This window comes from Actinoplanes sp. NPDC021490 (assembly GCF_055562135.1).
In genome coordinates this window covers 75,692-100,970 of sequence record NZ_JBVHFW010000024.1, presented here as the reverse complement: position 1 = coordinate 100,970, position 25,279 = coordinate 75,692, and the positions used below count along the sequence as shown (strand labels likewise).

24 protein-coding genes and 1 pseudogene are annotated in these 25,279 nt (G+C 69.5%); 17 read left to right on the top strand and 8 right to left on the bottom strand.

Annotation, left to right across the window (positions count from 1 at the left end; all coding sequences use genetic code 11):
• The first annotated feature begins 21 nt into the window (after positions 1-21).
• The 9 genes and pseudogenes from ACZ3I4_RS43255 (at position 22) to ACZ3I4_RS43215 (ending at position 10,520) form a co-directional block, all read left to right on the top strand.
• Positions 22-945, top strand: a complete 924-nt coding sequence (locus tag ACZ3I4_RS43255) for an ABC transporter ATP-binding protein (protein WP_465387963.1) — start codon at positions 22-24, stop codon at positions 943-945.
• Positions 945-1,703 (top strand): ABC transporter permease, encoded by a 759-nt coding sequence (locus ACZ3I4_RS43250; protein ID WP_465387962.1) that lies wholly within the window; start codon positions 945-947, stop codon positions 1,701-1,703. The genes ACZ3I4_RS43255 and ACZ3I4_RS43250 overlap by 1 nt, the downstream gene beginning before the upstream one ends.
• 2 nt (positions 1,704-1,705) lie before the next feature.
• Positions 1,706-2,515: pseudogene (locus ACZ3I4_RS43245) on the top strand (ABC transporter permease).
• 492 nt (positions 2,516-3,007) lie between these two features.
• The gene (locus ACZ3I4_RS43240) at positions 3,008-4,120 is read left to right on the top strand and encodes a YihY/virulence factor BrkB family protein (protein ID WP_465387961.1); all 1,113 of its coding nucleotides are present in this window, start codon (positions 3,008-3,010) and stop codon (positions 4,118-4,120) included.
• A gap of 229 nt (positions 4,121-4,349) precedes the next feature.
• A complete protein-coding gene (locus tag ACZ3I4_RS43235) occupies positions 4,350-5,585 on the top strand; it encodes an ROK family transcriptional regulator (protein ID WP_465387960.1) in 1,236 nt (411 codons plus the stop codon).
• Positions 5,582-7,201, top strand: coding sequence for a sugar ABC transporter ATP-binding protein (locus ACZ3I4_RS43230; RefSeq protein WP_465387959.1), 1,620 nt, complete (start codon positions 5,582-5,584; stop codon positions 7,199-7,201). The genes ACZ3I4_RS43235 and ACZ3I4_RS43230 overlap by 4 nt, the downstream gene beginning before the upstream one ends.
• Positions 7,198-8,214: an ABC transporter permease gene (locus ACZ3I4_RS43225; RefSeq protein ID WP_465387958.1), complete on the top strand. Its 1,017-nt coding sequence runs from the start codon at positions 7,198-7,200 to the stop codon at positions 8,212-8,214. The genes ACZ3I4_RS43230 and ACZ3I4_RS43225 overlap by 4 nt, the downstream gene beginning before the upstream one ends.
• Before the next feature lie 48 nt (positions 8,215-8,262).
• On the top strand, positions 8,263-9,309 hold the full coding sequence (locus ACZ3I4_RS43220; protein ID WP_465387957.1) for a substrate-binding domain-containing protein: 1,047 nt from the start codon (positions 8,263-8,265) through the stop codon (positions 9,307-9,309).
• 26 nt (positions 9,310-9,335) lie between these two features.
• Positions 9,336-10,520: a Gfo/Idh/MocA family protein gene (locus ACZ3I4_RS43215; protein ID WP_465387956.1), complete on the top strand. Its 1,185-nt coding sequence runs from the start codon at positions 9,336-9,338 to the stop codon at positions 10,518-10,520.
• Between the two features lie 77 nt (positions 10,521-10,597).
• Here ACZ3I4_RS43215 and ACZ3I4_RS43210 read toward each other — a convergent pair whose 3' ends face one another.
• The 6 genes from ACZ3I4_RS43210 to ACZ3I4_RS43185 all read right to left on the bottom strand — a co-directional run bounded on the left by ACZ3I4_RS43210 (position 10,598) and on the right by ACZ3I4_RS43185 (position 13,538).
• On the bottom strand, positions 10,598-10,909 hold the full coding sequence (locus ACZ3I4_RS43210; protein ID WP_465387955.1) for a hypothetical protein: 312 nt from the start codon (positions 10,907-10,909) through the stop codon (positions 10,598-10,600).
• A 63-nt stretch (positions 10,910-10,972) separates the two neighbouring features.
• Positions 10,973-11,665, bottom strand: a complete 693-nt coding sequence (locus ACZ3I4_RS43205) for a WXG100 family type VII secretion target (protein WP_465387954.1) — start codon at positions 11,663-11,665, stop codon at positions 10,973-10,975.
• Positions 11,662-11,976 (bottom strand): type VII secretion target, encoded by a 315-nt coding sequence (locus ACZ3I4_RS43200; protein ID WP_465387953.1) that lies wholly within the window; start codon positions 11,974-11,976, stop codon positions 11,662-11,664. Before ACZ3I4_RS43200 ends, ACZ3I4_RS43205 begins: the two co-directional genes overlap by 4 nt.
• Positions 11,969-12,346 (bottom strand): YbaB/EbfC family nucleoid-associated protein, encoded by a 378-nt coding sequence (locus ACZ3I4_RS43195; RefSeq protein ID WP_465387952.1) that lies wholly within the window; start codon positions 12,344-12,346, stop codon positions 11,969-11,971. The genes ACZ3I4_RS43200 and ACZ3I4_RS43195 overlap by 8 nt, the downstream gene beginning before the upstream one ends.
• Before the next feature lie 56 nt (positions 12,347-12,402).
• Positions 12,403-12,750 (bottom strand): hypothetical protein, encoded by a 348-nt coding sequence (locus ACZ3I4_RS43190; protein WP_465387951.1) that lies wholly within the window; start codon positions 12,748-12,750, stop codon positions 12,403-12,405.
• A gap of 5 nt (positions 12,751-12,755) precedes the next feature.
• Positions 12,756-13,538: a hypothetical protein gene (locus tag ACZ3I4_RS43185; RefSeq protein WP_465387950.1), complete on the bottom strand. Its 783-nt coding sequence runs from the start codon at positions 13,536-13,538 to the stop codon at positions 12,756-12,758.
• Positions 13,539-13,927: 389 nt separating this feature from the next.
• Between ACZ3I4_RS43185 and ACZ3I4_RS43180 the strand changes: the two genes are divergently transcribed.
• From ACZ3I4_RS43180 to ACZ3I4_RS43145, 8 genes are all read left to right on the top strand, one after another.
• Positions 13,928-14,866, top strand: coding sequence for an endonuclease domain-containing protein (locus ACZ3I4_RS43180; protein ID WP_465387949.1), 939 nt, complete (start codon positions 13,928-13,930; stop codon positions 14,864-14,866).
• Positions 14,853-15,491, top strand: a complete 639-nt coding sequence (locus ACZ3I4_RS43175; protein WP_465387948.1) for a hypothetical protein — start codon at positions 14,853-14,855, stop codon at positions 15,489-15,491. Before ACZ3I4_RS43180 ends, ACZ3I4_RS43175 begins: the two co-directional genes overlap by 14 nt.
• A complete protein-coding gene (locus ACZ3I4_RS43170; RefSeq protein WP_465387947.1) occupies positions 15,491-18,622 on the top strand; it encodes a helicase HerA domain-containing protein in 3,132 nt (1,043 codons plus the stop codon). The genes ACZ3I4_RS43175 and ACZ3I4_RS43170 overlap by 1 nt, the downstream gene beginning before the upstream one ends.
• A gap of 52 nt (positions 18,623-18,674) precedes the next feature.
• Entirely contained in the window at positions 18,675-19,091 is a 417-nt protein-coding gene (locus ACZ3I4_RS43165) for an iron chaperone (RefSeq protein ID WP_465387946.1), read from the top strand.
• A 10-nt stretch (positions 19,092-19,101) separates the two neighbouring features.
• Positions 19,102-19,692, top strand: coding sequence for a class I SAM-dependent methyltransferase (locus ACZ3I4_RS43160; protein ID WP_465387945.1), 591 nt, complete (start codon positions 19,102-19,104; stop codon positions 19,690-19,692).
• 79 nt (positions 19,693-19,771) lie between these two features.
• Positions 19,772-20,959, top strand: coding sequence for a DUF1996 domain-containing protein (locus ACZ3I4_RS43155; protein ID WP_465387944.1), 1,188 nt, complete (start codon positions 19,772-19,774; stop codon positions 20,957-20,959).
• A gap of 44 nt (positions 20,960-21,003) precedes the next feature.
• Entirely contained in the window at positions 21,004-21,570 is a 567-nt protein-coding gene (locus ACZ3I4_RS43150) for a DEAD/DEAH box helicase (RefSeq protein WP_465387943.1), read from the top strand.
• Between the two features lie 47 nt (positions 21,571-21,617).
• Positions 21,618-22,691, top strand: a complete 1,074-nt coding sequence (locus ACZ3I4_RS43145) for a Gfo/Idh/MocA family protein (protein WP_465387942.1) — start codon at positions 21,618-21,620, stop codon at positions 22,689-22,691.
• Here ACZ3I4_RS43145 and ACZ3I4_RS43140 read toward each other — a convergent pair.
• Both ACZ3I4_RS43140 and ACZ3I4_RS43135 read right to left on the bottom strand, forming a co-directional pair.
• The gene (locus ACZ3I4_RS43140; RefSeq protein ID WP_465387941.1) at positions 22,652-24,148 is read right to left on the bottom strand and encodes an acyl-CoA synthetase; all 1,497 of its coding nucleotides are present in this window, start codon (positions 24,146-24,148) and stop codon (positions 22,652-22,654) included. The genes ACZ3I4_RS43145 and ACZ3I4_RS43140 overlap by 40 nt on opposite strands.
• A gap of 3 nt (positions 24,149-24,151) precedes the next feature.
• On the bottom strand, positions 24,152-25,279 hold the full coding sequence (locus ACZ3I4_RS43135) for a DUF5938 domain-containing protein (protein ID WP_465387940.1): 1,128 nt from the start codon (positions 25,277-25,279) through the stop codon (positions 24,152-24,154).

Genomic DNA, 25,279 nt, shown 5'->3' with positions numbered 1-25,279 from the left:
CCCGGTTCTAGGGTCGTCAGCGTGGACTCCCTGATACACGCGCGCGGTCTGATCAAACGGTTCGGTGACTTCACCGCGGTCGACGGCATCGACGTCGACGTGCGGCGGGGCGAGGCGTTCGGCTTCCTCGGGCCCAACGGCGCGGGCAAGAGCTCGACCATGCGCATGATCGGGTGCGTGTCCCCGCCCAGCGACGGCGTGCTCGAGATCCTCGGCATGGATCCTCGGCGCGACGGTCCGCAGATCCGGGCCCGGCTCGGCGTCTGCCCCCAGCTCGACAACCTCGACATCGAGCTGACTGTGCGGGAAAACCTGACGACGTATGCCCGCTTCTTCGGCATCCCGCGCAAGGAGGCCCGCCGCCGCGCTGACGAGCTGCTCGAGTTCGTGCAGCTGACCGAGCGGGCCGACAGCAAGGTCGAGCCGCTCTCGGGTGGCATGAAACGGCGGCTCACTATCGCCCGCGCGATGGTCAACCAGCCCGAGATGGTGCTGCTCGACGAGCCCACCACCGGCCTCGACCCGCAGGCCCGCCATCTGGTGTGGGAGCGGTTGTTCCGGCTCAAGCAGCAGGGCGTGACGCTGGTGCTGACCACCCATTACATGGACGAGGCGGAGCAGCTCTGCGACCGGCTCGTGGTGATGGACGGCGGTCGCATCGTGGCCGAGGGCTCGCCGCGCGAGCTGATCGAGCGATATTCCACGCGCGAGGTCGTCGAGCTGCGGTTCAACACCGACGATCAGGGGACCTACGCCGGCAAGCTGGCCGGCATCGGCGAGCGGCTCGAGGTGCTGCCCGACCGCATCCTGCTCTACGTGGCCGACGGCGACGACGCGGCCGACGAGGTCAACCGCCGCTCGCTCAGCCCGGCCGGCGTGCTCGTGCGCCGCAGCAGCCTGGAAGACGTGTTCCTGCATCTCACCGGCCGGACGCTGGTCGACTGATGACGCCCGCGGTCTCCGTTCTCGAATACCACCTGGTCAACTATCGCCGCACCTGGCGGTCGAGCGCCCTGTCGACGCTGATCATGCCGCTCCTGACGCTGCTCGGCTTCGGCGTCGGCGTCGGGGCCTACGTGCGTGGCGGCGTCGACGGCGTGCCCTACATCGACTGGATCGTGCCCGGGCTGATCGCGTCGACGGCCATGCAGGCGGCGTTCGGCGAGGCCACGTGGCCGGTGCTGAGCTATTTCGAGTGGCTCAAGGTCTATTTCGCGCAGGCCGCGGCCCCGCTCCGGGTGGCCGACATCATCGGCGGCCATCTCGCCTTCATGCTGTTCCGTGTGCTGCTCACCGCGGCCGCGTTCCTCGTGATTGCGGCCGCGTTCGGCACGCTGCATTCGTGGTGGGCGCCGATGACCCTGGTCGTGGCGCTGCTCGTCGGCATGGCCTCGGCCGCGCCGACCATGGCCTACGCGGCCAGCATCACCAGCGACAGCTATCTGATCATCCTGATGCGGTTCGCCGTGCTGCCGATGTCGCTGTTCTCCGGCGTGTTCTTCCCGGTCGAGTCGCTGCCCGGGCTGCTGCGCTGGGTGGCCTACGTCTTCCCGCTGTGGCACGGCGTCGAGCTCAGCCGGGACGCCATGCTCGGCCGTGACCCCGGTTCGCCCGCTCTCGTGCACGTGGCCGTGCTGCTGGCCTGGTGCGCGGCCGGCTGGTGGCTGGTCAACGCCCGTTTCCGTCGCCGGTTGGTGGTCTGATCATGGTGACTCTGGTGATGCCGCGCCTGCTGTCCTTCGAGGGCACGGGGCGGCGCGCGGCCTCGGTGACCGAACGCAACATCTCCACGCTGCGCTCGGCGTACTGGGTGGTCATGGTGTCCGGCTTCCTCGAGCCGGTGCTCTATCTCTTCTCGATCGGCGTCGGGGTCGGCGCGCTGATCGGCGACATCGCGCTGCCCGGCGGCGAGGTGGTGGGCTACGCCGAGTTCGTGGCCCCGGCCATGCTGGCGGCCTCGGCCATGACCGGCGCGCTGGCCGAGACGACGTTCAACTTCTTCGGCAAGATGAAGTTCGTCCGGCTCTACGAGGGCATCCTGGCCACACCCGTACGCCCGATCGAGATCGCGCTGGGCGAGCTGGCCTAGGCGATGATCCGCGGCGTGATCTATTCGGCCGCCTTCGTGGTCATCATGACGCTGATGGGCCTGACCACGTGGTCGCGGGCGCTGGTCATGATGCCGGCGACGCTGCTGGTCGGCCTGGCCTTCGGCGCCCTGGGCATGGCGGTCGCCACGATCATCCGCAGCTGGCAGGATTTCGACCTCATCGCGTCCGGCCAGTTCGCCCTGTTCCTCTTCTCCGGCACGTTCGTCCCGCCCACCGCCTATCCCACGGCCGTGCGCTGGCTGATCGAGGCCACGCCGCTGTATCGCTCGGTCGACCTGATCCGAGCCCTGAGCACCGGCACCACGGGCTGGCTTCAGTTCCTCGACGTCCTCTACCTCCTGGCCCTGATGGCCCTCGGCCTGACCGTCGCCGGCCGCCGCATGGCCCGCCAGCTCTGCAAGTAACGCAGGCGGCAGGCACCCCCGCCGCCCGCCGCCCGCACCCGCCGGCCGTCGCCTGGTCACGCCCGCCTCCTGCCCCCGATGGCCGCCCGCCGCTGGCCGCCCGCCGCCTGCGCCGCTGCCCGTCGCCCGCCGCCTGCGCCCGCTGCCCGTCGCCCGCCGCCTGCGCCCGCCGCCCGCTGCATGCCGCCCGCTGCCTGCTGCCCGCGGCCTGGGCCCGGCCAACACCCGCCGCTGCCGGTCCGTACGTCTGACGGGTGATCTTCGGGGGGCGGCCTTTCGGTGGGCGGCGGGCTCTTCAGGCGCTGCCGGGCTGCTGGGCCGCGCTGACGTGCGATTTTGAGCCCTGGTCGATTTTTCCTGATGGTGAGCAACGGGGTTAGGGGTGCTTGGTGGCGGGCATCACGGCTACAGGGCGTTGATGCCTGTCGCGGCGGGTGGCCGGCGGCGAGCGGGACGACCGGAGACAAACATGCTGGGCGCCGGAGGAAGACGATGAAGCTGGGTCACAAGCACGACGACGACAAGGCGAACTCCTTGCCCGATGCGGAGCGCGCCCGGTCGAAGGGTGAGAAGGATTTCGACGTGGCCGCGGCCGCGAGCACCCGCACCGGTGAGGACCGGAAGAACGACCTCTCCGCGCCGTCGCCCGGCGCCGGTCCGGACAGCCCGGCCCAGCTCAAGGGCAAGGGCCTGTTCGCCGCGGTCAAGCGGACCTTCAAGCAGTTCTCCGAGGACAACGTCTCGGACTGGGCCGCCGCCCTGACCTACTACGGCGTTCTGTCGATCTTCCCGGGCGCGCTGGTCCTGGTGTCGATCCTGGGCATGCTGAGCGAGGACGGGCAGCAGACCGTACAGAACACGGTGGGCGAGATCGCCAACAACCAGCAGATCGAGGAACTGGTCAACACGGTCCTCAGCCAGGTCAAGGACACCGGCACGGCCGGCTTCGCGGCGATCATCGGTCTGCTGCTGGCGTTCTGGTCGGCGTCCGGCTACGTGGCCGCTTTCATGCGCGCCTCCAACGCCGTCTACGACGTGCCCGAGGGCCGGCCGATCTGGAAGACGCTGCCTATCCGGGTCGGTGTCACCGCGGTCATCGGCATCATGCTGATCCTCTCGGCCGTGATCGTCGTCTTCACCGGTGACCTGGCCAAGGTCGTCGGCGAACAGATCGGCCTCGGCGGCGTCGCCGTCACGGTGTGGAACATCGCCAAGTGGCCGGTGCTGATCCTGCTGGTCAGCCTGATGTTCGCGATCCTCTACTGGGCCTCGCCGAACGCCAAGACCGGCGGGTTCCGCTGGGTCAGCCCGGGCGGCATCTTCGCCGTGGTGCTGTGGCTGGTGGCCTCCGGCGCGTTCGCGATCTACCTGGCCAACTTCGCCAACTACAGCAAGACGTACGGGACCCTGGGTGGTGTCATCGCCTTCCTGGTCTGGCTGTGGATCTCCAACATCGCGATCCTCCTGGGCGCCGAACTGGACGCCGAGCTGGAGCGGGGCCGGGCCATCGCGGCCGGCCACGACCCGTCGGACGAGCCGTTCCTTGAGCTGCGCGACGATCGCAAGATCAAAAAGGGCAGTGAACAAGGGTTGAGCACCAACTAACAGGCACGAATCGAGCCCCTGGCGACCTCCGCGCGCCGGGGGCTCGAGCATGTCCAGAGCCAAAACCACACCTAGGTCAACGGCCGATAACAAACCCAACTTTTGCTCCAATAGACAAAAGTTTGCGATGATCTTCGAGAAGGTATGGACTCCCGAGGCACAACGCGCCTACTGTGACCGTCACAACACCGAGGGGTTACTCCGGTGTTAAGCGTCTCCGGAGGTCTTTGTGCACGTGGCCGATGCTCCCCACCTGCGGGTCTTGCGCCTGCTGCGCGACGAGGGACCGGTGTCGCGCGCTGAACTGGGAGATCGTCTCGAGCTGACCCGCCCGCGCCTGCTGGCCGAGGTCGAGCGACTGGTCGCGGCCGGTCTGATCGCCGAGGCGGGCATGGCGGCCTCGCGCGGCGGGCGCCGGTCGACTCTGGTCGAGCTCGACCCGCGACTCCGGTTCGCCGCGGTCGACCTGGGCGCCAGCTCGATCGACATCGAGGTGACCAACGGGCGGCTCGAGCCGGTCGCGACCTACCGCGAAACCGCCGACATCCGCTCGGGGCCGAGGACCATACTGCAACGGGTCAATGAGCTGCTGCACAAGGCTCGCACCGACGGGGCTTACGAGCGGCTCGACGCGGTCGGCATCGGCGTTCCCGGGCCGGTGAGCTACCGCGACGGCGTCCCGGTGTCGCCGCCGATCATGCCGGGGTGGGACAGATATCCCGTACGGGAACTGCTCGCGCGCGAACACGGGTGCCCGGCCGTCGTCGACAACGACGTGAACATCATGGCGATCGGCGAACGGCACGGCGGTGTCGCGCACTCGGTCGACGACTTCCTGTTCGTCAAGATCGGCACGGGCATCGGCTGCGGCATACACCTGGGCGGCACGGTCTATCGCGGGGTCGACGGCTGCGCGGGCGACATCGGGCACATCCAGGTCGACCCGAACGGACCGGTCTGCTCGTGCGGCAACACCGGTTGTCTCGAGGCCCTGTTCAGCGGCGCGGCCCTGGCCCGCGACGCGATCGCGGCCGCCCGTTCCGGTGAGTCGCCGGCCCTGGCCGAACGTCTCGCGGCCGCGTTCAGCGCCGAGGAGAACCGCGACGACCGGGGCGACGACGAGCGGCCCGAGCCGGTCGTCACGATCACCGCCCGCGACGTCGCCGACGGCGCCGCCGAGGGTGACGTCACCTGTATCCGCCTGATCCGCGAGGGCGGCCGCCGCGTCGGCGGCGTCCTGGCCACCCTGGTGTCCTTCTCCAACCCTTCGATGATCGTTATCGGTGGCGGCCTGGCCCAGCTCGGGCACGTGCTGCTGGCCGAGATCCGCAGTGTGGTCTACCGCCGGTCGCTTCCCTTGGCCACCGGCAACCTTCCCGTTGTCCTTTCGGAGCTGGGCAGCCGGGCCGGCGTCACAGGCGCCGCGGTGCTGGCCAGCGACACGGCATTCGAGCAGGCGTCATGAGCAGTCCATCCCCGCGTGAAGACGCGTCCACCGCCCTCAAAACCGATGACGAAGTGCCGGCCCCGCCGGAGCAGAACGAAGGCGACGGCTCCCGGGAGGTGGTCCTGCGCCTCACCGACGTGGTCAAGACCTTCCCGGGCGTACGGGCTCTCGACGGCGTGCAGCTCGAGGTGCGCGCCGGCGAGGTGCACTGCCTGCTCGGGCAGAACGGCGCCGGCAAGTCCACCCTGATCAAGACGCTGGCCGGTGTGCACCACGCCGACGGCGGCGAGATCACGTGGTTGGGCGAGCCGTTCGCGCCGGCCACCCCGCAGGCCGCGATGCGGGCCGGCATCGCCACCATCTATCAGGAGCTCGACCTCGTCGACGACCTGTCGGTGGCCGAGAACGCGTTCCTCGGTCACGAGGACACCCGTTTCGGATTCACCCGCCGGCGTTCCACGGCGCAGAAGACCCGCGAGATCCTGACCCGCCTCGGCCATCCGGAGATCCCGCCGCGGACGGCGGTGCGCGACCTGCCCGCCGCCGGCAAGCAGATCGTCAGCATGGCCCGTGCGCTCTCGCACGACGCCAAGCTGATCGTCATGGACGAGCCCAGCGCTGTGCTCGCTCATGATGAAGTGGGCAACCTGTTCCGGATCATCCAGGGGCTCACGGCCCAGGGGATCGCGGTCATCTACATCTCCCACCGGCTCGAGGAGATCCGCGAGATCGGCGACCGGGTCACCGTGCTCAAGGACGGCCGCACCACCGCCGCCAACCTGCCGGCCCGCACCACACCGACGCGTGACCTGGTCAGCCGCATGACGGGCCGGTCCATCGAGTACGTCTTCCCGCCCCGCCGCCCCGCCGAGACGCACGAGCCGCTGCTGGTCGTCGACGGGCTGAGCCGCAAGGGCGAGTTCGCCGACGCCAGCCTCACGGTCGCGCCCGGCGAGATCGTCGGCATCGCCGGCCTGGTCGGCTCGGGCCGGTCCGAGCTGCTCGAGACCATCTTCGGCGCCCGCCGCGCGGATGCCGGCACGGTCACGCTGGACGGCAAGCGGATCACCGGTGTCGGCCGGGCCGTGCGCAACGGCATGGGCATGGCGCCCGAGGAGCGCAAGAGCCAGGCGCTGCTGCTCGACGAGCCGATCTACAAGAACATGACGCTCGCGTCGTTCTCGGGCTTCGCCAAGGCCGGGTTCACCGACGTGGGTGGCGAGCGCAAGGCCGCCGCCAAGACGGCCGACCTGCTCGAACTGCGACCGCGCGACGTTTCCCGCCCGGTGCGCACGCTCTCGGGCGGAAACCAGCAGAAGGTGGTGGTCGGGCGCTGGCTGCTCGACGACACCAAGCTGCTGCTGCTCGACGAGCCCACCCGCGGTGTCGACGTCGGCGCCCGGGCCGAGCTCTACCAGGTGATTCAGGACCTGGCCAAACGTGGCGTCGGGGTGCTGCTCGTGTCGAGCGAGGTGCCCGAGGTGCTCGGCCTGTCCGACCGCGTGCTGGTCATGCGGGAGGGCCGGATCATCCGAGAGGCGCCGGCGACCGAGATAGACGAGGACACCGTTCTGGACCTCGTCATGTCGGGTTCGCTCACCACTGAGTCCATTCTGGAAGGGGAGCCAGCATGACTACCCAGACGGCGCCCCCTGAGGCGCCCGCCAAGCAGGAACGCCGCAAGATCGACGAGAACACCCTGCGCAATCTGGGTCTGGTCGGCGTGCTGGTGCTCCTCATCATCGTCGGCATCGTCACGAAGCCCGACCTCTACAGCGACCCGACCTGGGTCAAGAACAACTTCCTGACGATCCTGCAGCAGGCGTCGGCGATCGGCGTGGTCACGGTCGGCATGACCTTCGTGATCATCGGGGGCGGCATCGACCTGTCCGTCGGCGCGATCGTCGCCATCGCCGGGGTCTGGTCCACGACGCTCGCGACCCAGAGCTACGGGGCCGGCGGCATGATCTTCACGGCGATCGTCGTGGGAACCGTCGTCGGGCTCGTCAACGGCGTCCTGATCGCGTACGGGAAACTCGTGTCCTTCATCGCGACGCTGGCGATGATGGTCGCCGCCCGCGGTCTGGCCGCGCAGATCTCCGGCAAGCAGACGCAGATCTCGACGAACTCCACGATCAACGACATCGCCAGCACCCGCCCGCTCGGCATCCCGCTGCTGGTGTGGATCCTGGCCGTCGTCGTCATCGCGGGCTGGGTGCTGCTCAACCGCACCACGTTCGGCCGGCGCACGGTGGCCGTCGGTGGCAACCCCGAGGCGGCCCGGCTCGCCGGCATCAACGTCAAGCGGCACACCATGCTGCTGTTCGCGCTGTCCGGCCTGTGCTGCGGCATCGCCGCGATCATGCTCACGTCCCAGGCGACCAGCGCTCAGGCCGCCATGGCGAACCTCTACGAACTCGACGCGATCGCCGCGGCGATCATCGGCGGCACGCTGCTCAGCGGTGGCCGTGGCACCATCGTCGGTGCGCTCTTCGGCGTGCTGGTGTTCTCCACCATCACCAACCTGTTCGCCATCAACAACCTCTCCACCGAGGTTCAGAACATGGTTAAGGGCGGGATCATCGTGGCCGCCGTCCTGATCCAGCAGTTCCGGTACAAGTCGTTCACTCACCTGTTCAAGCGCTGATCTCTTTTGCCCGGCTTCGCTCGGCCCGGGTACCCCCTTGGAGGAATCATGTCTGCTTTGTCCCGTAGGCGCATTCTGTTCGGCGGCGCGGCCGTCGGAGCCGGCGCCCTTCTCACCGCCTGCACCAGCAACGAACCCGACAACAGCGCGCAGGTGAACGCCAACACCGACGCGAGCGCCAACCCGAACGCCGCCTCCGGCCAGAAGGTCACGATCGGGTTCTCCGCTCCGGCCGCCGACCACGGCTGGCTCGCGGCGATCACCAACAACGCCAAGGCGCAGGCCGCGGCCTACAGCGACGTGGAGTTCAAGGCCGTCGAGGCGGGCGCCGACGCGGCCGCACAGCGGGCCGCCATCTCCACGCTGGTCGCGCAGAAGCCGACCGTGATCGTGATGCTGCCGCACGACGGCAAGGAGCTCGACGCGGCCGGCCTCGAGGCCATGCGGGCCGGCATCCCGGTGATCAACCTGGACCGGGCGTTCCCGTCCCAGGCCGCGTTCCGGGTGCAGATCAAGGGCGACAACTACGGCATGGGCCTGGCCGCCGGTCACTACATCGGCGAGCAGCTCAAGGCCAAGAACGTCGCCAACCCGGTCATCGGCGAGATCCCCGGCATCGACTCGCTCGAACTGACCCAGGAGCGCAGCGCGGGCTTCAAGACCGCCCTGGCCGAGTACGGGTTCAAGGTGGCCAACCGGCGCCCGGCCGAGTTCACCGCCGACTCCGGCCAGGCCGCCGCGACCGCGCTGCTGCAGGCGCTGCCCAAGATGGACGCGCTGTGGAACCACGACGACGACCAGGGCATCGGCGTGCTGGCCGCGATCAAGCAGACCAACCGCAGCGAGTTCTTCATGGTCGGCGGGGCCGGCTCGAAGGCGGCCATCGACCAGATCAAGGCCGACAACTCGGTGCTCAAGGCGACCGTGACGTACAGCCCGTCGATGGCGTCCTCGGCCATCTCCCTGGCCCGGCTCATCGGGCAGGGCAAGGGCCTGAGCGACCTGGTCGAGCTGCAGGTGCCCAAGGAGATCACGCTCGCCTCCGAGACGATCACCAAGGACAACGCGGACAAGTACGCGAAGCTCGGCTTCTGACCGAGCGGCTCTAAAAAGGAGATTCGATGTCGGAACAGCTGCGGGTCGGCATGGTCGGCTACGCGTTCATGGGAGCCGCGCACTCCACGGCGTGGCGCACCGTCAACCATGCGTTCGACCTGCCGCTGTCGGCACGGATGACCGCGGTCAGCGGCCGCTCCCCGGAGGGGGTGGCGGCCGCCGCCGCGAAGCTCGGATGGGACGAGCACACCACGGACTGGCGATCGCTCATCGAACGGGACGACATCGACCTGATCGATATCTGCACCCCGGGCGACACCCACGCCGAGATCGCCCTGGCCGCGCTGGCCGCGGGCAAGCACGTGCTGTGCGAGAAGCCCCTGGCCAACACGGTGGCCGAGGCTCGCGAGATGGCCGCGGCGGCGGCCGTGGCGGCTTCCTCGGGCGTACGGGCAATGTGTGGTTTCAACTACCGCCGGGTGCCCGCCGTGGCTCTCATGCGGAAGTTCGTGCAGGAGGGGCGGATCGGCACCATCCGGCACGTCCGCGCCCAGTACCTCCAGGACTGGATCATCGATCCGCAGTTCCCGCTGGTCTGGCGTCTGCGCAAGGAACTGGCGGGCTCGGGGGCGCTCGGCGACATCGGCGCCCACATCATCGACCTGACCCAGTTCGTCACCGGCCAGTCGATCAACTCGGTGTCGGCGCTGACCGAGACGTTCGTCAAGCAGCGCCCGCTGCCGTCCGGCTCGACCGGGCTGACCGCCTCGGCCGACGGCACCGGGCTCGGCGACGTCACCGTCGACGACGCCGCCTTGTTCCTGGCCCGGCTCGACGGGGGAGCTGTGGCCACGTACGAGGCGACGCGTTTCGCCACCGGCCGCAAGAACGCGCTGCGGGTGGAGCTGAACGGTTCGCTCGGTTCGCTGGCGTTCGACTTCGAGCGGCAGAACGAGCTGGAGTTCTACGACGCCGCGCTGCCCTCGGCCGAGCAGGGCTTCAGCCGCATCCTGGTGACCGAGGCCGACCACCCGTACATCGCGGCGTGGTGGCCGCCGGGTCACGGCATCGGCTACGAGCACACGTTCACCCACGAGATGCGCGACCTGATCGAGGCGATCGCCACCGGTCAGCAGCCCACGCCGTCGTTCGCCGACGCGCTGCAGGTGCAGCTGGTGCTGGACGCGGTGAGCCGCTCGGCCGAGTCGGCCCAGTGGACTTCGGTGGAACCGGCCCTCGAGCCGGTGTAGTCAGTCGTCCGTCGCGGGCCGGCGAGGGACGGCGCGGTTGCGCCCCGCGCCGGTCCGGCCCGCGACGGAGCTTTCCTTCACGGCCGCTGGTAGCCGCACACGTCGAAGAGCCAGTGGTCGTAGTACGCCCGGACGGTCCCGCGGTCGCGATGGTCGAGTTCCAGCCATTCACGGGCCGCGTCGGCCGCCCGGTCGCGCTCCCACTCGATCTCGCCGAGGAACCCCCACAGCAGGTAGAGGCTGGTCGCGAACTCCTCGGTCTCGAGGTGGTCGCGCAACACGGCCATGATCGCCGCGGCGGGGAGCGAGGGATCGCCGGCCGCGAGCACCTCGTGCATCAGCACGCGGATCTCGTCGAGATAGGCCGGCGTCCGGCGCTGATCATTCACACGCTGACGATGACACGACTACATGACGAAGTGACTACCGGCCTCACGCCCACGGGTGACGCTTCAGCCGTTCACCAGGCGGGTCAGGTTGGTCAGGCTGGTGACCAGCGCCGTCGTGTAGCCCAGAATGCGCCCGGCCCACTTCACCACGGCCGACGCGATCTGCGCCGCCACCACCGGAATCGTGACGATCAGCAACGACTCGGCGGCCCAGACGATCACCCGCGCCACCAGGTCGGCGATCAGATCCCGTACGAGATCGCGGGTGAACATGACCAGGTTGCCGGCCGCCTCGGTCGACACCGCCATGGTCGACGCCAGCGACGCGAGCCCGCCCAGCGCGTCGACGTTGTTGGCCATCAGCCCCTGATAGGTCGTCGCCGCCGGCCCCGTCCAGTCGGGCAGGTCGCCGGCCAGCGCGTCCTGCAGCCCGGCCGACATCGCGGCCAGCTCACCGGCCATGTTCTCCCAGGTGGCGGCGTGCGCGGCGACCCGCGCGGGCATGCCCGCCAGCTTGTCGAGGATCTCGCGGAGCGGCTCGAAATATTCCATCGCCCAGCCCAGCCCGTTGGCCAGCAGCGTGCTGAACGGGTCGAGCACCGCCGACGCCGCCTCCAGCGCGAACGCCCCACCGGCCAGTGCCTGATCGACCCAGCTGCCACCCGCGATCGACTGATGCAAGCCTTGAAAGCTGTCGACCAGCGACGCCCCCGACGTGCCCGGCCCGGTCGACGCGACGGCGATCAGATTCGTCATCCGAGCCCACCGGCCCGGCGCAGCCGCTCAGCCGCCGCGTCATCGGAAGCCTCGTAGTCCTGGCTCGTGCGAACCAGCGCCTCCGACGCCAGGCGAAGATTCTCCTCGACGTACGCGTAAAGCTCGTCCTGCTTCGCGTGCCGGGCCTCGAGAATGCCCGCCATCCAGCCACAGAGCAGCCCGTACGCCGCATCGTCCTGAACAATCGCGGTGCTGGCCGCCCGGACCGCCGCGAACCGCTCCTGAATCGACTCCACTTTGGCCGCGTGGGCCCGCACCTGCTGCGCGTCGACCGAAAACCCGTCACTCACCGCCCGCACCCCGCAGCTGCCGCTCCTCGATGAGGCGCCCCGCCATCGAATCGGGCCCCAATGTCTCATCGATGATCTGCCGCGTCAGCCGGGCCGCCTTCCCCCGAGCGCTGCCGAGGGCCCCCATCACGGCCCGCGACACGGCCTCGGGCGGCACCCGCTGAATCTTGTCGGTGAACCGCACATCGACCAGCACACCACTGGAATCGATCGTCACTTCGACCAGCCCGTTGCCGTCGGCGGCGCTGATCCGCGCGTCGGCGAGCCGCTCACTCATGGCCTGGGTGGCGGCCGCGGCCCGATCCACACGCCCCTTCCAGTCCCGCAGATAGTCACGAGAGCTGTCCGGATCCAGGAAAGGCTCGGTCACCCTTTCTTCTTACCCCGCCGCGTCAACGGCGACGGATGCGGCCCGGGGCCCCGCCGTCATCCCGCGGCGTCAATGGCTTCCTGGACCCAGCCGGCCAGTTCGCGCAGAAACACGGCAGCCCCCGCGTCGGTCGGATCATGGTCCAGATCCCAATTCCCGTTGACCGCGACCAGGCGGAACAGCGTCCCGCTGGGAAGATCCGAGTTCAAGAGCGACTCGATCGCTGTCAGCTCCTGCCTCAGGAAGTAGGTGTTGCGCCGCACGGTCCGGGCGAGCCCGTCCCGGATCTCGTCGATGCCGTCGGAGTCTTCGACATAGCTCTGCAGCAACGACCGCACCTTCTCCAGGTCCGAGCGCGCTTCCCGTTCGGCCAGCCGTGCGCGTAGGGGCTCCGGAATTTCCATGAACCTCACCGTAGTAGTCCGACGGGGAATGCGGTGACGATGAACATCTGGGCCGGATCCGAATCGGTGAGGCTGATCTGGATGCGTACCCGGCTGGCCATCATGTACAGCGCCTCACGAGGCCCGCCGCCGTCCAGCCCGCCGTTGAAGAATCCTTCGCCCACACGGTGGCCGGCGTGGTATTCGGCCCGGTGCTCGCCATCGAGTGCCAAGTCGCTGCGGATCGTGTCCCAATTACGATGCACATAGGCGTTCACCTCGTCGCTCATGACTCGTTCGCTGTCCCACTTGAACGACTGCGTCGCGCGCTGACTCCATCCGAAGTCTTTGTAAATGCGGCCCTCAATCGTCCTGCGGTCCGGTTCCCGCCTGAGCGGAACCTGGTTGCCGTGCTTCTCGAGCGTATGAGCGGAATCGTTGTCATGATCGTTCCGGACGAAGTCGACCACCGGCGGAACATCGCTGAGCTGATCGAAGACCCGGAAGGCGTCGGCCAGCGCGACATCATCGTCGGACCGCGCCGATGCTGACGCAGTAAACTCTGCGGCCGGCCGGGCGTCTCGACCCGAGCCCGGCCGGCCCCGGATAGCGACTTTTCCCAGAGCGCGCTGCTGCCCGGCAATGCTCCCGTCGTCGTCGCCCGCCCCCAATGGACGCGGCGGAGTTCCGTCATTGCCGTCGTCCGGTGGGTCGCTGTTGCCGCCAGGGGATGAGGGCGGGTCACTCCCGCCTTCATCGGGCGGCTCCGAGGAGTCCCCGGAGCCGTGGCTTCTCGGTCGCGACGTCACGGATCAGTCCGTTCGTTGCTGGTCGTCCGGCAGCCCCGGAGCCTAACAACAGATGGCAATCGATCCTTGCCGCATTGGCCGGCTCTGAATTGCCGCTCGAATACTCGAGATGCTGATCACGAATGCGTATCCGCGATCTTGATACCAGGGTCCAAGTTCGAGCCGAACCGGACGCTGAGCTGCGACGGAAGGTGCGGCGGTTCGCGGCAATCGGCTGTTCGGCGGGAAAGGATCGCACCTATGACGTGGCGGTTCGGAGATGGTATTCGTAAGCTGTCCCGGGGAGCGCCGTTCGTGCTTGCGAGAGGGTGGAGAACACTGGCCGCGGAATGCGCGAAGGCATGATCGTCGCGGATGTTCCGCTTGACCGGGTTGCCTCGATCGACGGCGTGAGCGTTGATGAGCTCGCGCGTCTGATGGTGAGCGAACGCGACGACCTCGCACCGATCGTGACCCGCGTTCCGGACGGCTCGGTGACGCCCGGCGCCTTCGCCGCGGCCGCGGTCGCCGATCTCGAACGGGTAGCGGTCGAGCTTCTGCCCGCCTGGCTTCCCGGCGCCAGCACGGCCCGGCCCGACGTCGGTGGCCTCGCCGCGGCCCGCCTGCTCGCGGCCGAGATGGCCGGCGAAGGCCGCTTCCCCCGTACGTTCCTGACCGACCTCGCCGTCCTCGCGCTGACCGGCCGTCGCCCGCCATCGACGTCACCTCTGCGCGTCCGGGCCCGGCAGCTGGCCCGCTTGGTCGCCGAGGCGTTCGGCCGCCGCCGCACGGTTCTGCTCGTCAGCCTGATCGGAGACACCGACGGTCCGGCGGTGGTGGCCGGGGCCGAGTGGCTCGTGCACAACGGCGGCCCGGCCGTCTGGTTGCTCGGCGCGACCAGCGATCGCGTTCCGGTCTTCCGCACCTCGATCGCCCGGCCGGCCGGGACATCGGATCGACCGGCCGGGACCGTTCACGGCCGGCCGCACCACGCGAGCGCGGCCGAGGCGGCCCTCGAGGCCGCGCTGGCCGGGGAGCCGTGGGCGGCCGGGCGCCGGTGGAACCAGACTTATCGCACCAACGAGCTCACCCCGCCCGTACGGCTGGATCTGTTCTGGCCGGACGAAAGGTGCGTGGTCGAGATCGACGGGCCCGAGCATTGTCATCCCGTGCGCTTCGAGGCGGACCGTCGCCGCGATGTGCAGCTGCAACTCGACGGCCATGCCGTTCTTCGTTTCACCAACGCCCGCATCACCCATGACCTCGGCGCCGTGGTCCATCAGATCGGCACGTACGTGCGAGCCCGGCGCCGCGACAACGCGGAAGGACATGACCATGGCCGGCGATGACCTGACTCCCTCGGAGGCCGCGATCCTCGTGGTGCTGATGGTCGAGGCGCGCGAGGTGCTCAACACCGAACTGCGGGAGCGGTACGGGCTCGACGTGCGCAAACCGTCTCGCGACAAGCTGGCCCGGCTGCACTACGTCTCGAGCCGCAAGGCCGGCCGCACCACGGCGCTGCAGCTCGACGACAAGGGCTGGGTGCGGATGCAGAGCGACTTCGACTTCAAGGCGCGCGGCGCCACGGCGCTCGGGGCCGCGCTGACCGCCCTGCACACCCACCTGCGTGACCGGATCGTCGAGCGCAGCGGCGCGGCCAACCTCACCGAGTTGTTCGCCCACACCGAAATGCGTGCTCCGGTGGCGGGTCCGGCCGATCTGGGCCCGCGGATCCTCGCCGCGGCCGAGGCGCTCGCGCAGGCGCCCGGCAACTGGGTGAGCCTGCGGCGGCTGCGTCCCTTCTTCGCCGACGTGTCTCGCGAGCGGCTCGACGAGGCGCTGCGGCAGCTCAGCGACCGGGGCGCGGTCACGATCGTCCCGGAGTCGAACCAGAAGGCCCTGACCGCCGCCGACCACGAGGCCGCGCTGCGGCTCGGCGGGCAGGAGAACCATCTGCTGGCGGTCGGGGTGTGATGAACGAGGCGGAACGAGCGGCGCTCAAGGCGCTGCGCTTCAACTGGGCGCCCGTCCCCGACGACATCTGGCGGCCGTTGCCGTTCCACGTCGACGGCCTGCACATGCCGGCGATCCGCGAGATCTCCGACGGCTTCGCCGAGGCCGAGGCCAGCCGGGATGCCAGCCCGGTCGGCCTGGTGGTGCAGGGGCAGCGCGGCTCGGGCAAGACGCATCTGCTCGGCTGGGTCCGTCAGCAGGTGCAGGCTCGCGAGGGCTACTTCTTCCTGGTCAGCCTGCTCGACGCGGGCAGCTTCTGGGACAGCGTGCTGGCCGCGATGCTCGACGGTCTGGCCCGTCCCGTCCCGGGCACCGCTCAGACCCAGCTCACCCAGTTGTTGCGCCGGCTGTCGGCGATGGTCGGGGCGCCACGCAAGTCCCGGCGGGCGGTCATGGGCGAAACCGACCTGACCCGCCCCGACCTCGACGCGTTCATCGAGGGGCTGGGCGCGTTCGACCGGCAGGTCGCCCGGTCGAGCCAGGAGACGGCGCGGGCTCTGGCCCTGGCCGCCTCCGACGACGTCGCCCACCGCGACCTGGCCGAGAACTACTTCATCTCAGGCGAGGAGAACGTGCCGGGGGAACGTCACGTCTGGGGGATGCGCCGGGCGCCGCGTTCCGCGCAGCTCATCGTCCAGGACCTGTCGTGGCTGCTCGCACTGACCGGCCCATCCGTGATCGCCATCGATCAGATCGACACGCTGATCGCCCAGGTCGCCGTGCAAAGCGACCCGGCGCTCGCCGCGGCGTCCATCGTGGATCCCGAGCAGGCGCTGATGCTGGCCCGGATGGCCGACGGCCTGATGACGCTGCGCCAGATCACCCGGCGGACGCTCACCGTGCTGGCCTGCATCCCGAACTCCTGGACGATCATCACGACCGCCGCGGCCGACACGGTGGCCGACCGGTTCCGCCTGACTCCGCCCCTGCAGCGCATCAACGACGACGACCTGGCCTGGGCGATCGTCGAGAAGCGGTTCCTGCCGCGCTATCAGGAGATCGGGTTCGAGCCGCCGTTCGCCACGTGGCCGGTCGCGCCGCAGGCGTTCGCGCACGCCGGGCGTTACACGCCGCGGCAGTTGCTCAAGGAGATCGACCAGCACGTCCGGGCCTGCATCGACGACGACGAGGTACGCCTGCTCGAGCGACTCGGCGAGACGACGTCCGTGGAAAGGCGGGAGCGCAAGACGTCGACCGGCGGGGAGGACTTCGACGCCCGGTTCGCCGAACTGCGCAAGGCGGCCGACGTGCTCACCCCGCTCGCCCGCGAGACCGAGGACAGGGTGATGCCGCCGCTGCTCGCGGCCGGGCTCACCGCGTGGATCCTGGAGCGGGGCGACGCGGGTGACGCGTTCAATGTGGACCCTCCGCCCAGCAACGATCCGCCGCTGCACGCGCGGCTGGTCCTCACCCTGAACGAGCAGACCGAGGACCAGGCGCACTGGAGCTTCCGCGCGATCAGCGACGAGCACCACCACAGCGCGGCCCTGTCCCGCCTCCGCAAGGCGTCCATGGCCGCGGCCGTCGACGCGGGCATGTCCAACCGCCGGCTCTTCCTGCTGCGCAACGGAAAGTGGGCGGCGGGGGAGCGTACGCGGGCCGCCGTTCGAAAGCTGGAACAGCAGGGCAACCTCACGCTGGCGTTGAGCGAGGACGACCTGCGGACGCTCTCGGCGCTGCAGGTGATGCTGACCGAGACGACGATGGACCTGCAGGGCTGGCTGATCGAACGCCGCCCGGCGCACGGCCTCGCTTTCCTGCGTCAGGCCCTTCACGACGTCGCAGCCGAGCCGCCGCAGGTTGAGCCGCCGGAAATTGAGCCGGCCCAGGTCGAGCAAGAGCAGGTCGTGCTCGAAGCGGCCGCCGGGCCGGCTTTTGTCGTCGGCTACGGACATGAGGACGGCGCGCCCGCCGACCTGCCGCTCGAAGCTCTGCGCAAGCACACGACGATCTTCGCCGGCTCCGGGTCGGGCAAGACCGTGCTGATCCGGCGCATCGTCGAGGAGTGCGCGCTGCAGGGCGTCTCGGCGATCGTCCTCGATCCCAACAACGACCTGGCCCGCCTGGGTGAGGCCTGGCCCGAACCGCCCGCCGCCTGGCGGCCCGGCGACGAGACGAAGGCCGCTGACTACCTCGCCCGTACGGACGTGGTTGTCTGGACTCCGAGGCGCGCCGCCGGCCGCCCGCTCAGCTTCCAGCCGCTGCCCGATTTCCGCAGCGTGCGCGATGACCAGGACGAGTTCACCGAGGCCGTCGAGGCGGCCGTGGCCTCGCTCGCCCCGCGCGCCGGGGTCACCGGCCGGACCACGAAGGCCCAGCTCGGACTGGCCGTGCTGCGCAAGGCGGTCGAGCACTACGGCCGGCGCGGCGGCAGCCGGCTGCCGGGGCTCATCGACACGCTGGGCGACCTGCCCGACGGGCTGATCGACATCGACGGCGCCGACAAGATCGCCCTGGGCCTGGCACAGTCGCTGACCGCCGCGATGGTCAACGACCCGCTGTTCGGCGGGGACGGCACGCCCATGGATCCGGGCCTGCTGCTGACCCCCGCGCCCGGCAAGCGGGCCCGCATCTCGGTGATCAGCCTGGTCGGCCTGCCCTCCGACGACGCCCGGCAGAGCTTCGTCAATCAGCTCCAGATGGCGCTCTTCGCGTGGATCAAGAAGAACCCGGCCGGCGACCGCCCGCTGCTGGGGCTGCTGATCATGGATGAGGCGCAGACGTTCGCACCGTCCGGCGCGATGACCGCCTGCACCCAGAGCACGCTCGCGCTGGCCGCGCAGGCCCGCAAGTACGGCCTGGGCCTGATCTTTGCCACCCAGGCGCCGAAGGGCCTGCACAACCGCATCCCCGGCAACGCCGCGACCCAGATGTACGGCCTGATGAACAGCCCCATCCAGATCGAGGCGGCCCGGGACATGGCCAAGGCCAAGGGCGGCGACGTGCCCGACATCTCTCGCCTGACCACCGGCGAGTTCTACCTGGCGGCCGAGGGAGCCGCACCTCGCAAGATCCGTACGCCGCTGTCGCTGACCCATCACCCGCGCAGCCCGTTGACCGTCGAGGAGGTCGTCGCCCGCGCCCGCGGCTGAAGTGATCAGGATTCGAGAAGCCGGTGGCCGGTGGGCTTCGTAGGGTCGGGGCATGAGCGAGAACTTCACCACCGAGGAACGCGCGGCCATGAAGGAGCGGGCGCAAGAGGTTCGGAAGAGCCGGGGCGCCAAGGGGAAGGATCATGAGCCGGCGGTGCTCGAGAAGATCGCTGAGATGGACGGTGACGACCGGGTGCTGGCCGAGCGGGTGCACGCGATCGTCAAGGAAGCCGCGCCCGAGATGGCGCCGCGGCTCTGGTACGGCATGCCGGCGTACGGGAAAGGGGGTAAGGCTACTGTGTTCTTCCAGGCCAAGGCCAAGTTCAAGGCCCGGTACGCGACCCTCGGCTTCAACGAGGAGGCGCAGCTCGACGACGGCGCGATGTGGCCGACCGCCTTTGCTGTCACCAGCCTCACTCCCGAGGTCGAGGCCCGGATTGCCGACCTGGTGAAGCGGGCCGCCGGTTAGCATCGGGGCGATGAGTGATCAGAACGGCTGGCTCGAGCTTCTCCGCGAGAATCCCGGCCACTCCCAGTGGTACATCGACCGGTTCCGCAAGATGGCCGAGTCGGGGGCCGACCTGGCCGGCGAGGCGCGTCTGATCGATGCGATGGTGCCCCGCGGCTCGCGCATCCTGGACGCCGGCTGCGGCACGGGACGGGTCGGCGGTCATCTCGCGGTGGCCGGGCACGACGTGGTCGGCGTCGATCTCGACCCGAAGCTGATCGAGGCCGCGCGCGCCGATCACCCGGGGGCCGAATGGCTGGTCGGGGATCTGAGCGAGCTCGACCTGCCCGGCCGGTTCGACGTGATCGTCTGCGCCGGCAATGTGATGACCTTCGTGGCGCCGGGCACCCGCGTCGAGATTCTCGGCCGGGCGAGGCGTCATCTGGGGGACGGTGGCCGCTTCGTCGTCGGGTTCGGCTCCGGGCGCGGATATGCGTTCGACGACTTCCTGGCCGACGCGGCGAAGGTCGGCCTGACCGCCGATCTTTTGCTGGGAACCTGGGATCTGCGCCCGTTCACGCCGGAATCCGACTTCCTGGTGGCCGTCCTGCGCGCGCAGTAAAAGCCGTCGTTATTGTTATCGGCGGTGTGGCCGGCCGTCTCCTCATCCGGTGATCAAAAACCTGGGTGAGGAGCGACCTGTGTCGAACTCGGCGAACGCGCAGTCCAAGCATCGCCGGCCCCGGCGGACGGCGATCGCTGTGGGTGCGGGCGTCGCGGTCGTGGCCGTGGTCGGCGCGGCGGCGGCCGTGGCCCTGGCCGGTACCGGCGAGAGCGGCGCCCGGTCGAGCGCTTCGGTGGCCGTGGCCGGCACGGTGGCCTCCGACGGTCCGGCGACGGCGACGGCGAAGGCGACGGCCACGACCCCGATTCCGATTCCGACCAGCCCGGCCGCGGGTGTCCCGAAAGCGAGAGCCGCGAAACCGGCCGCCACCCCTGCGCGGGCGGGGTGGATTCCGGTCGATCGGGTGGCCTGGCAGAAACAGGTCGACACCTACAAGGCGCGCAAGGTCGACCCCGTGCCGGCCGGCGTGGGGGATCTGCCGGAGTTCCGGGCCGACTGCAAATACAGTCAACGCCGCGCCGATGACCCGATTGTGTTTCCGGGGCTTCCGGGCGCCTCGCACATGCATTCGTTCGTCGGCAACAAGGCCGTCGACTCGGGGACCACGGCCGGTGACCTGACGAAGTTCACCGCGAGCACCTGCAAGCCCGTTCAGGACCATTCGGCCTACTGGGTGCCAACGCTTTATGAGAACGCCACCAAGAAGCCGGTCGAGACCACCGGCTTCCGCGTCTATTACCGCTCGCTGCGCAAGAACTCCGACGACGTGATGCCGATGCCGAACGGCCTGCGCCTGATCGCCGGCGACGCCAAGAAGAAGGTGCCGACCCCGCGCGGCGCCCAGGGCCAGTTCTATTGCGCCTTCTACGGTCCCGGCGACCTCGACGGCGTTGCCCGCAGCACGAACGGCAACTGGCCGATCTGCGGCGAGCCGGCCACGCTGCATTTCATGTTGCAGTTCCCGGATTGCTGGGACGGCAAGAACCTGGACAGCCCCAACCACAAGGACCACGTCAAGTACGGCGACGACAACGGCTGCCCGTCGAGCCACCCGGTGCGGATCCCGGCCATCACCTTCGACATCCAGTACGGGGCCAAGGGCACTCGAGCCGGCTACTACCTGTCCTCGGATCCGCAGGGCAAGAGCGCGTCCTCGATGCACGGTGACGCCTTTGTGATGTGGGACGCGGACGCCATGAACAAGCGCACCAAGAACTGCATTCTCGAGCGCAAGACCTGCGACAACAACGGCTACTACCGATAGCCGGCCCCGCGGTGGGGCTTGTCGCTCGCCTATAGTCATGAAGCATGGCACACCGGGTCTTGTTCGTGCACGAGACGGGTTTCCGGCTGGACGAGGCGAACCCGGCGCCGGACGCCGTGCACCGCGCCCTGATCGTGGACGACGCGCGGAACGCCCGGATCGTCGGGGACGTCTCGGCGGCCCTGGCGCGCGGCCGCAACTGCCTGGTTCTGACGCGCTGGGTCGCGCACGTGACGATCCTGGCCTCGCTGCTGGCGGCCCGCGGGCATCGGGCTCTGGCCTTGCGCGGAGGCATGAGCGCCGCCGATCGGGTTGTCGCGGCGCGCCGGCTCGCCCGGGGCTCGGCCGGTGAGGGGCTGCTCGCGGTCGGCACCCTGGCGTTCGTCGGTGACGGTTTTGACGCGCCCGCGCTCGACACACTTTTCCTGGCCGGGCCGATCTCGTTCGAGGGGCTGCTGGTCCAGCACGCCGGGCGGGTGATCCGGGTGGCGCCGGGCAAGGATGTCGCCGAGGTCCACGACTATCACGACCCGGCGATCCCGATCCTGGCCGCCGCCCTGCGCAGTCGCATGCCGGGCTATCGAACGCTCGGTTTCCGGCCCGCTCGTTGATAATTCAGTGCGCACAAGCTCTCTACACGCCGACCGGGAGAATGATCGTGCTGGATCTGCTGCGGCCCATCGCGCAAGCCTGTGACCTGACCGTCCCGGCCGAGGTGCGCAAGACGATCGGCGTGGTCGGCGCGGGCGCCATCACCCGGGTCGCGCACCTGCCGGCGTACCGGAAAGCGGGTCTGACTGTCGCCGGCATCAGCGATCTCTCCGAGGCGCGGGCGTCGCAGGTGGGCCGGGAATTCGGGCTGCCGCGCACTTACACGCTCGACGAGATGCTCGCCGACCCGGCCATCGAGATCGTCGACGTGGCCGTGGTGCCGGAGGCGCAGCCCGAGATCGTGCGGCGGGCGCTGAACGCGGGCAAGCACGTGCTCGCGCAGAAGCCGCTGGCCGTGGACTCTCAGCAGGCCGCCTCGCTGGTCGAAGCGGCCCGGACGGCCGGCCGTTCGCTGGTCGTCAACCACCAGATGCGCTACGGCGAGGGCATGGCCGCCGCCCGCGCGATGGCGTCGGCCGGATGGATCGGCGAGGTCACCGTCATGATCATCGACGTCGACATCGAGACCGACTTCACCGCATGGGACTGGCTGGTCACGTCGCCGCGGCTGGACCTGATGTACCACTCGATCCACTACTTCGACACGGTGCGGGCGCTGCTGGGCGATCCGGCCGCGGTCTATTGCGCGGGCGGGCGGCGGCCGGGCCAGGCGGTAGCGGGGGAGACGCGCACGCTGACGACCCTCACGTACGCCGGCGGCCGGCACGCCCTGGTCAAGGTCAACCACGAGAACCACACCGGCGACCAGGCCGCGACGTTCCGCATCGACGGCTCCGAAGGCTCGATCCGGGGCTCGATCGGCATGCTCCTCGACTATCCGCACGGCCGTCCCGACACGGTCGAGGTCAACTCGTCGCGGCTGCCGACCGACGGCTGGCTGCCGTACCCGGTGACCACGCGCTGGATTCCCGACGCGTTCGCCGGCCCGATGCGCGCGCTGATGCTCGAGGTCGCCGGCCGGGGCGCCGCGCCCACCACGGCCGCCGACGGCCTGCGCACGCTGCAGCTGGTCGAAAGCTGCTACGCCTCGCTCGAATCCGGGGCCGCGCAGAGCCTCTGACGCAGGTCGACCTTGAGGACCTTGCCGACCTTCGAGCGCGGCAGGTCGTCCCAGATCTCGATCTGCTTGGGCGTCTTGACGCTGCCGAGGCGCTCCTTCACGAACGCGGCGACCTCGGCCTTGTCGACCGTCACGCCGTCGCGCAGCTGCAGGATCGCGGTCACCCGCTCGCCCCACTTGTCGTCGGGCAGGCCGATCACCGCGCAGTCCTGAACCGCCGGATGCTGCATGAGGGCCTGCTCCACCTCGGTCGAATACACGTTGAAGCCTCCCGTGATGACCATGTCCTTGGCCCGGTCCACGATGAACAGATAGTTGTCGTCGTCGAGATAGCCGATGTCGCCGGTGTGGTGCCAGCCGTGCGCCGACGCGGCTTCGGTGGCGGCCGGATCACGGTGGTAGCCGCGCATCACCAGCGATCCGCGGCAGACGATCTCGCCGGTCCCGCCGCGGGGCAGCAATTCGCCGTCCGCGCCCATGATGGCCACGGTGACCAGCGGCGACGGGCGCCCGGCGGAGGACAGCCGGGACACCGCGACGCTGCCGTCCGGCCGGTAGTGGTCGGCCGGCGCCATCGTCGAGATCATCATCGGCGCCTCGGTCTGGCCGAACAGCTGCGCCATCGGCCCGATCCGGCGCAGCGCCTCCTCCAGCCGCGAAGCGGACATCGGCGCCGCCCCGTACCAGAAACATCGCAGCGACGAGAGATCGGCGTCGTCCAGCGCCGGGTGGGCCAGAACCATGTAGATGAGCGTCGGGGGCAGGAAGGTGTGCGTCACCCGATGCGCGCCGATGAGCGAGACGAACGCGCCGACATCGGGCTTGCGCATGATGACGATCTCTCCGCCCTTGGCCAGGACGGGGAAGCACAGCACCCCGGCGGCGTGGGTGAGCGGGGCCAGCGCCAGATAGACCGGGCGGTCCGGCCACGGATAGCTCATCAGCGTGATCGCGGTCATCGCTTCGAGGTTGGCCCCGGTCAGCTCGACGCCCTTGGGCCGCCCGGTGGTGCCGCCGGTGCCGACGATCATGGCGAGGTCGTCCACCGCGGGCCGATCGACGTCGCCGTCCGCTTCCAGGCCGTCCGTCTCGAGGCAGAGCAGGCCATCGCTGATCTTGGACACCAGCGGCGCGAACGCCTTGTCGTAGATCAGCACCTTGCAGCCGAAAAGATCAAGCAATTCCCGATTCTCGTACGCCTCGTTGCGCGGGTTGATCGGGCACCACACCGCGCCGGCCCGGCTGATACCGAACACGCAGGTGAACGCGGTCGGATCGTTCCCGGAGAGCACCGCCACCCGATCTCCGGGAACGACCCCGTGCGCGGCCAGCGCCGCCGACACCCGCCGGCTGAGCCGTTGCACTTCCCCGTACGTCCGGGTCTGGCCGTCCGTGGTGAAACACGGCGCGTCCGGGTCGAGCGAGGCCCCCTTGTCGAGGTAGTCGGCGAGCCGCATGCCTCAGCGCTCCACCGTGACCGTCGGCTCGCGCACCAGGCCGAAGCTCTCCAGCACCCCGAGCAGCTCGCGGTGCCCGAACGCCTGACAGCCCGAGGCGAAACCGACCCGCCGCGGCGGTTGCTGCAGCAGGTGATAGGCCGCGTACGCCTGCATCAGCCCGGTCTGCTTGTAGTTGGAGTTGCCATAGATGACGCAATGCGCCCGGCCGAGCGGTCCGGAGGCGTGCACCGAGTCGACCGACTTGTTCAGCCGCGGATTCTCCCGCGGCGGCATCTGGTTCATCACCTGCGCGGCGGTGGCGGTCAGGGCCGCGTACCGCTCATCCGGTGCCATGTCCTTGGTCGCTTCGACGGCGGCCGAGACGATCTGCGGTACGCCGTTCATCAGCGCCCGGTTGAACACCCCGCCGAGCACCTTGACGTTGGCGACGCGCGGATCCCGGCGGTACCAGACCGGATGCGAGGTGCCGCCCCACGGCAGCGCCAGGGCGAGTTCGTGCTGGCCCGGCAGGACCAACTGATAGAGGCCGGCCTCGGGATCCCAGGCCTCGTACCGGTTCTGCTCGAGCCGGAACGCGCCCGAGGTGGCCGCGTTGACCAGGATCGTCAGCGTGGAGGCGACGGTCGGGCTGCCGCCCCAGAACACCGCGATGTCCAGTGTGTCCAGACCCGGCTTCTCCAGGCACAACTCGGCCGCGATCTCGCCGGTCGTGTACATCTGCGCGATGCCCGGTGCGAGCAGCAGCCCGGCCGCCGCGAACTCGGCGCCGTACTTCTCGTCGCAGGTGATCATCCAGTCCTGCTCGCCGGTGGTGTCCAGGTAATGCGTGCCCGCGGCCAGGCAGGCCTCGGCCACCTCGGGCCCGTAGACGCTGAACGGCCCGACCGTGTTGCACACCACCGACGACCCGGCGAACAGCTCGGTCAGCGCCTCGACGTCGTGGCCGACCTCGGCGATCTCGTAGTCGGCGGTCTCGATGCCGGCCACGTTCTCCTGCATCGACTGCTTGAGCTTGGCCGCGTCCCGACCGGCGGCGACGAACGGGACGTTGTACTCGCGCAGATATTCGCAGATCAGCCGGCCGGTGTAGCCGGAGGCGCCGTAGACGACGACGGGTTTGGCGGCCAT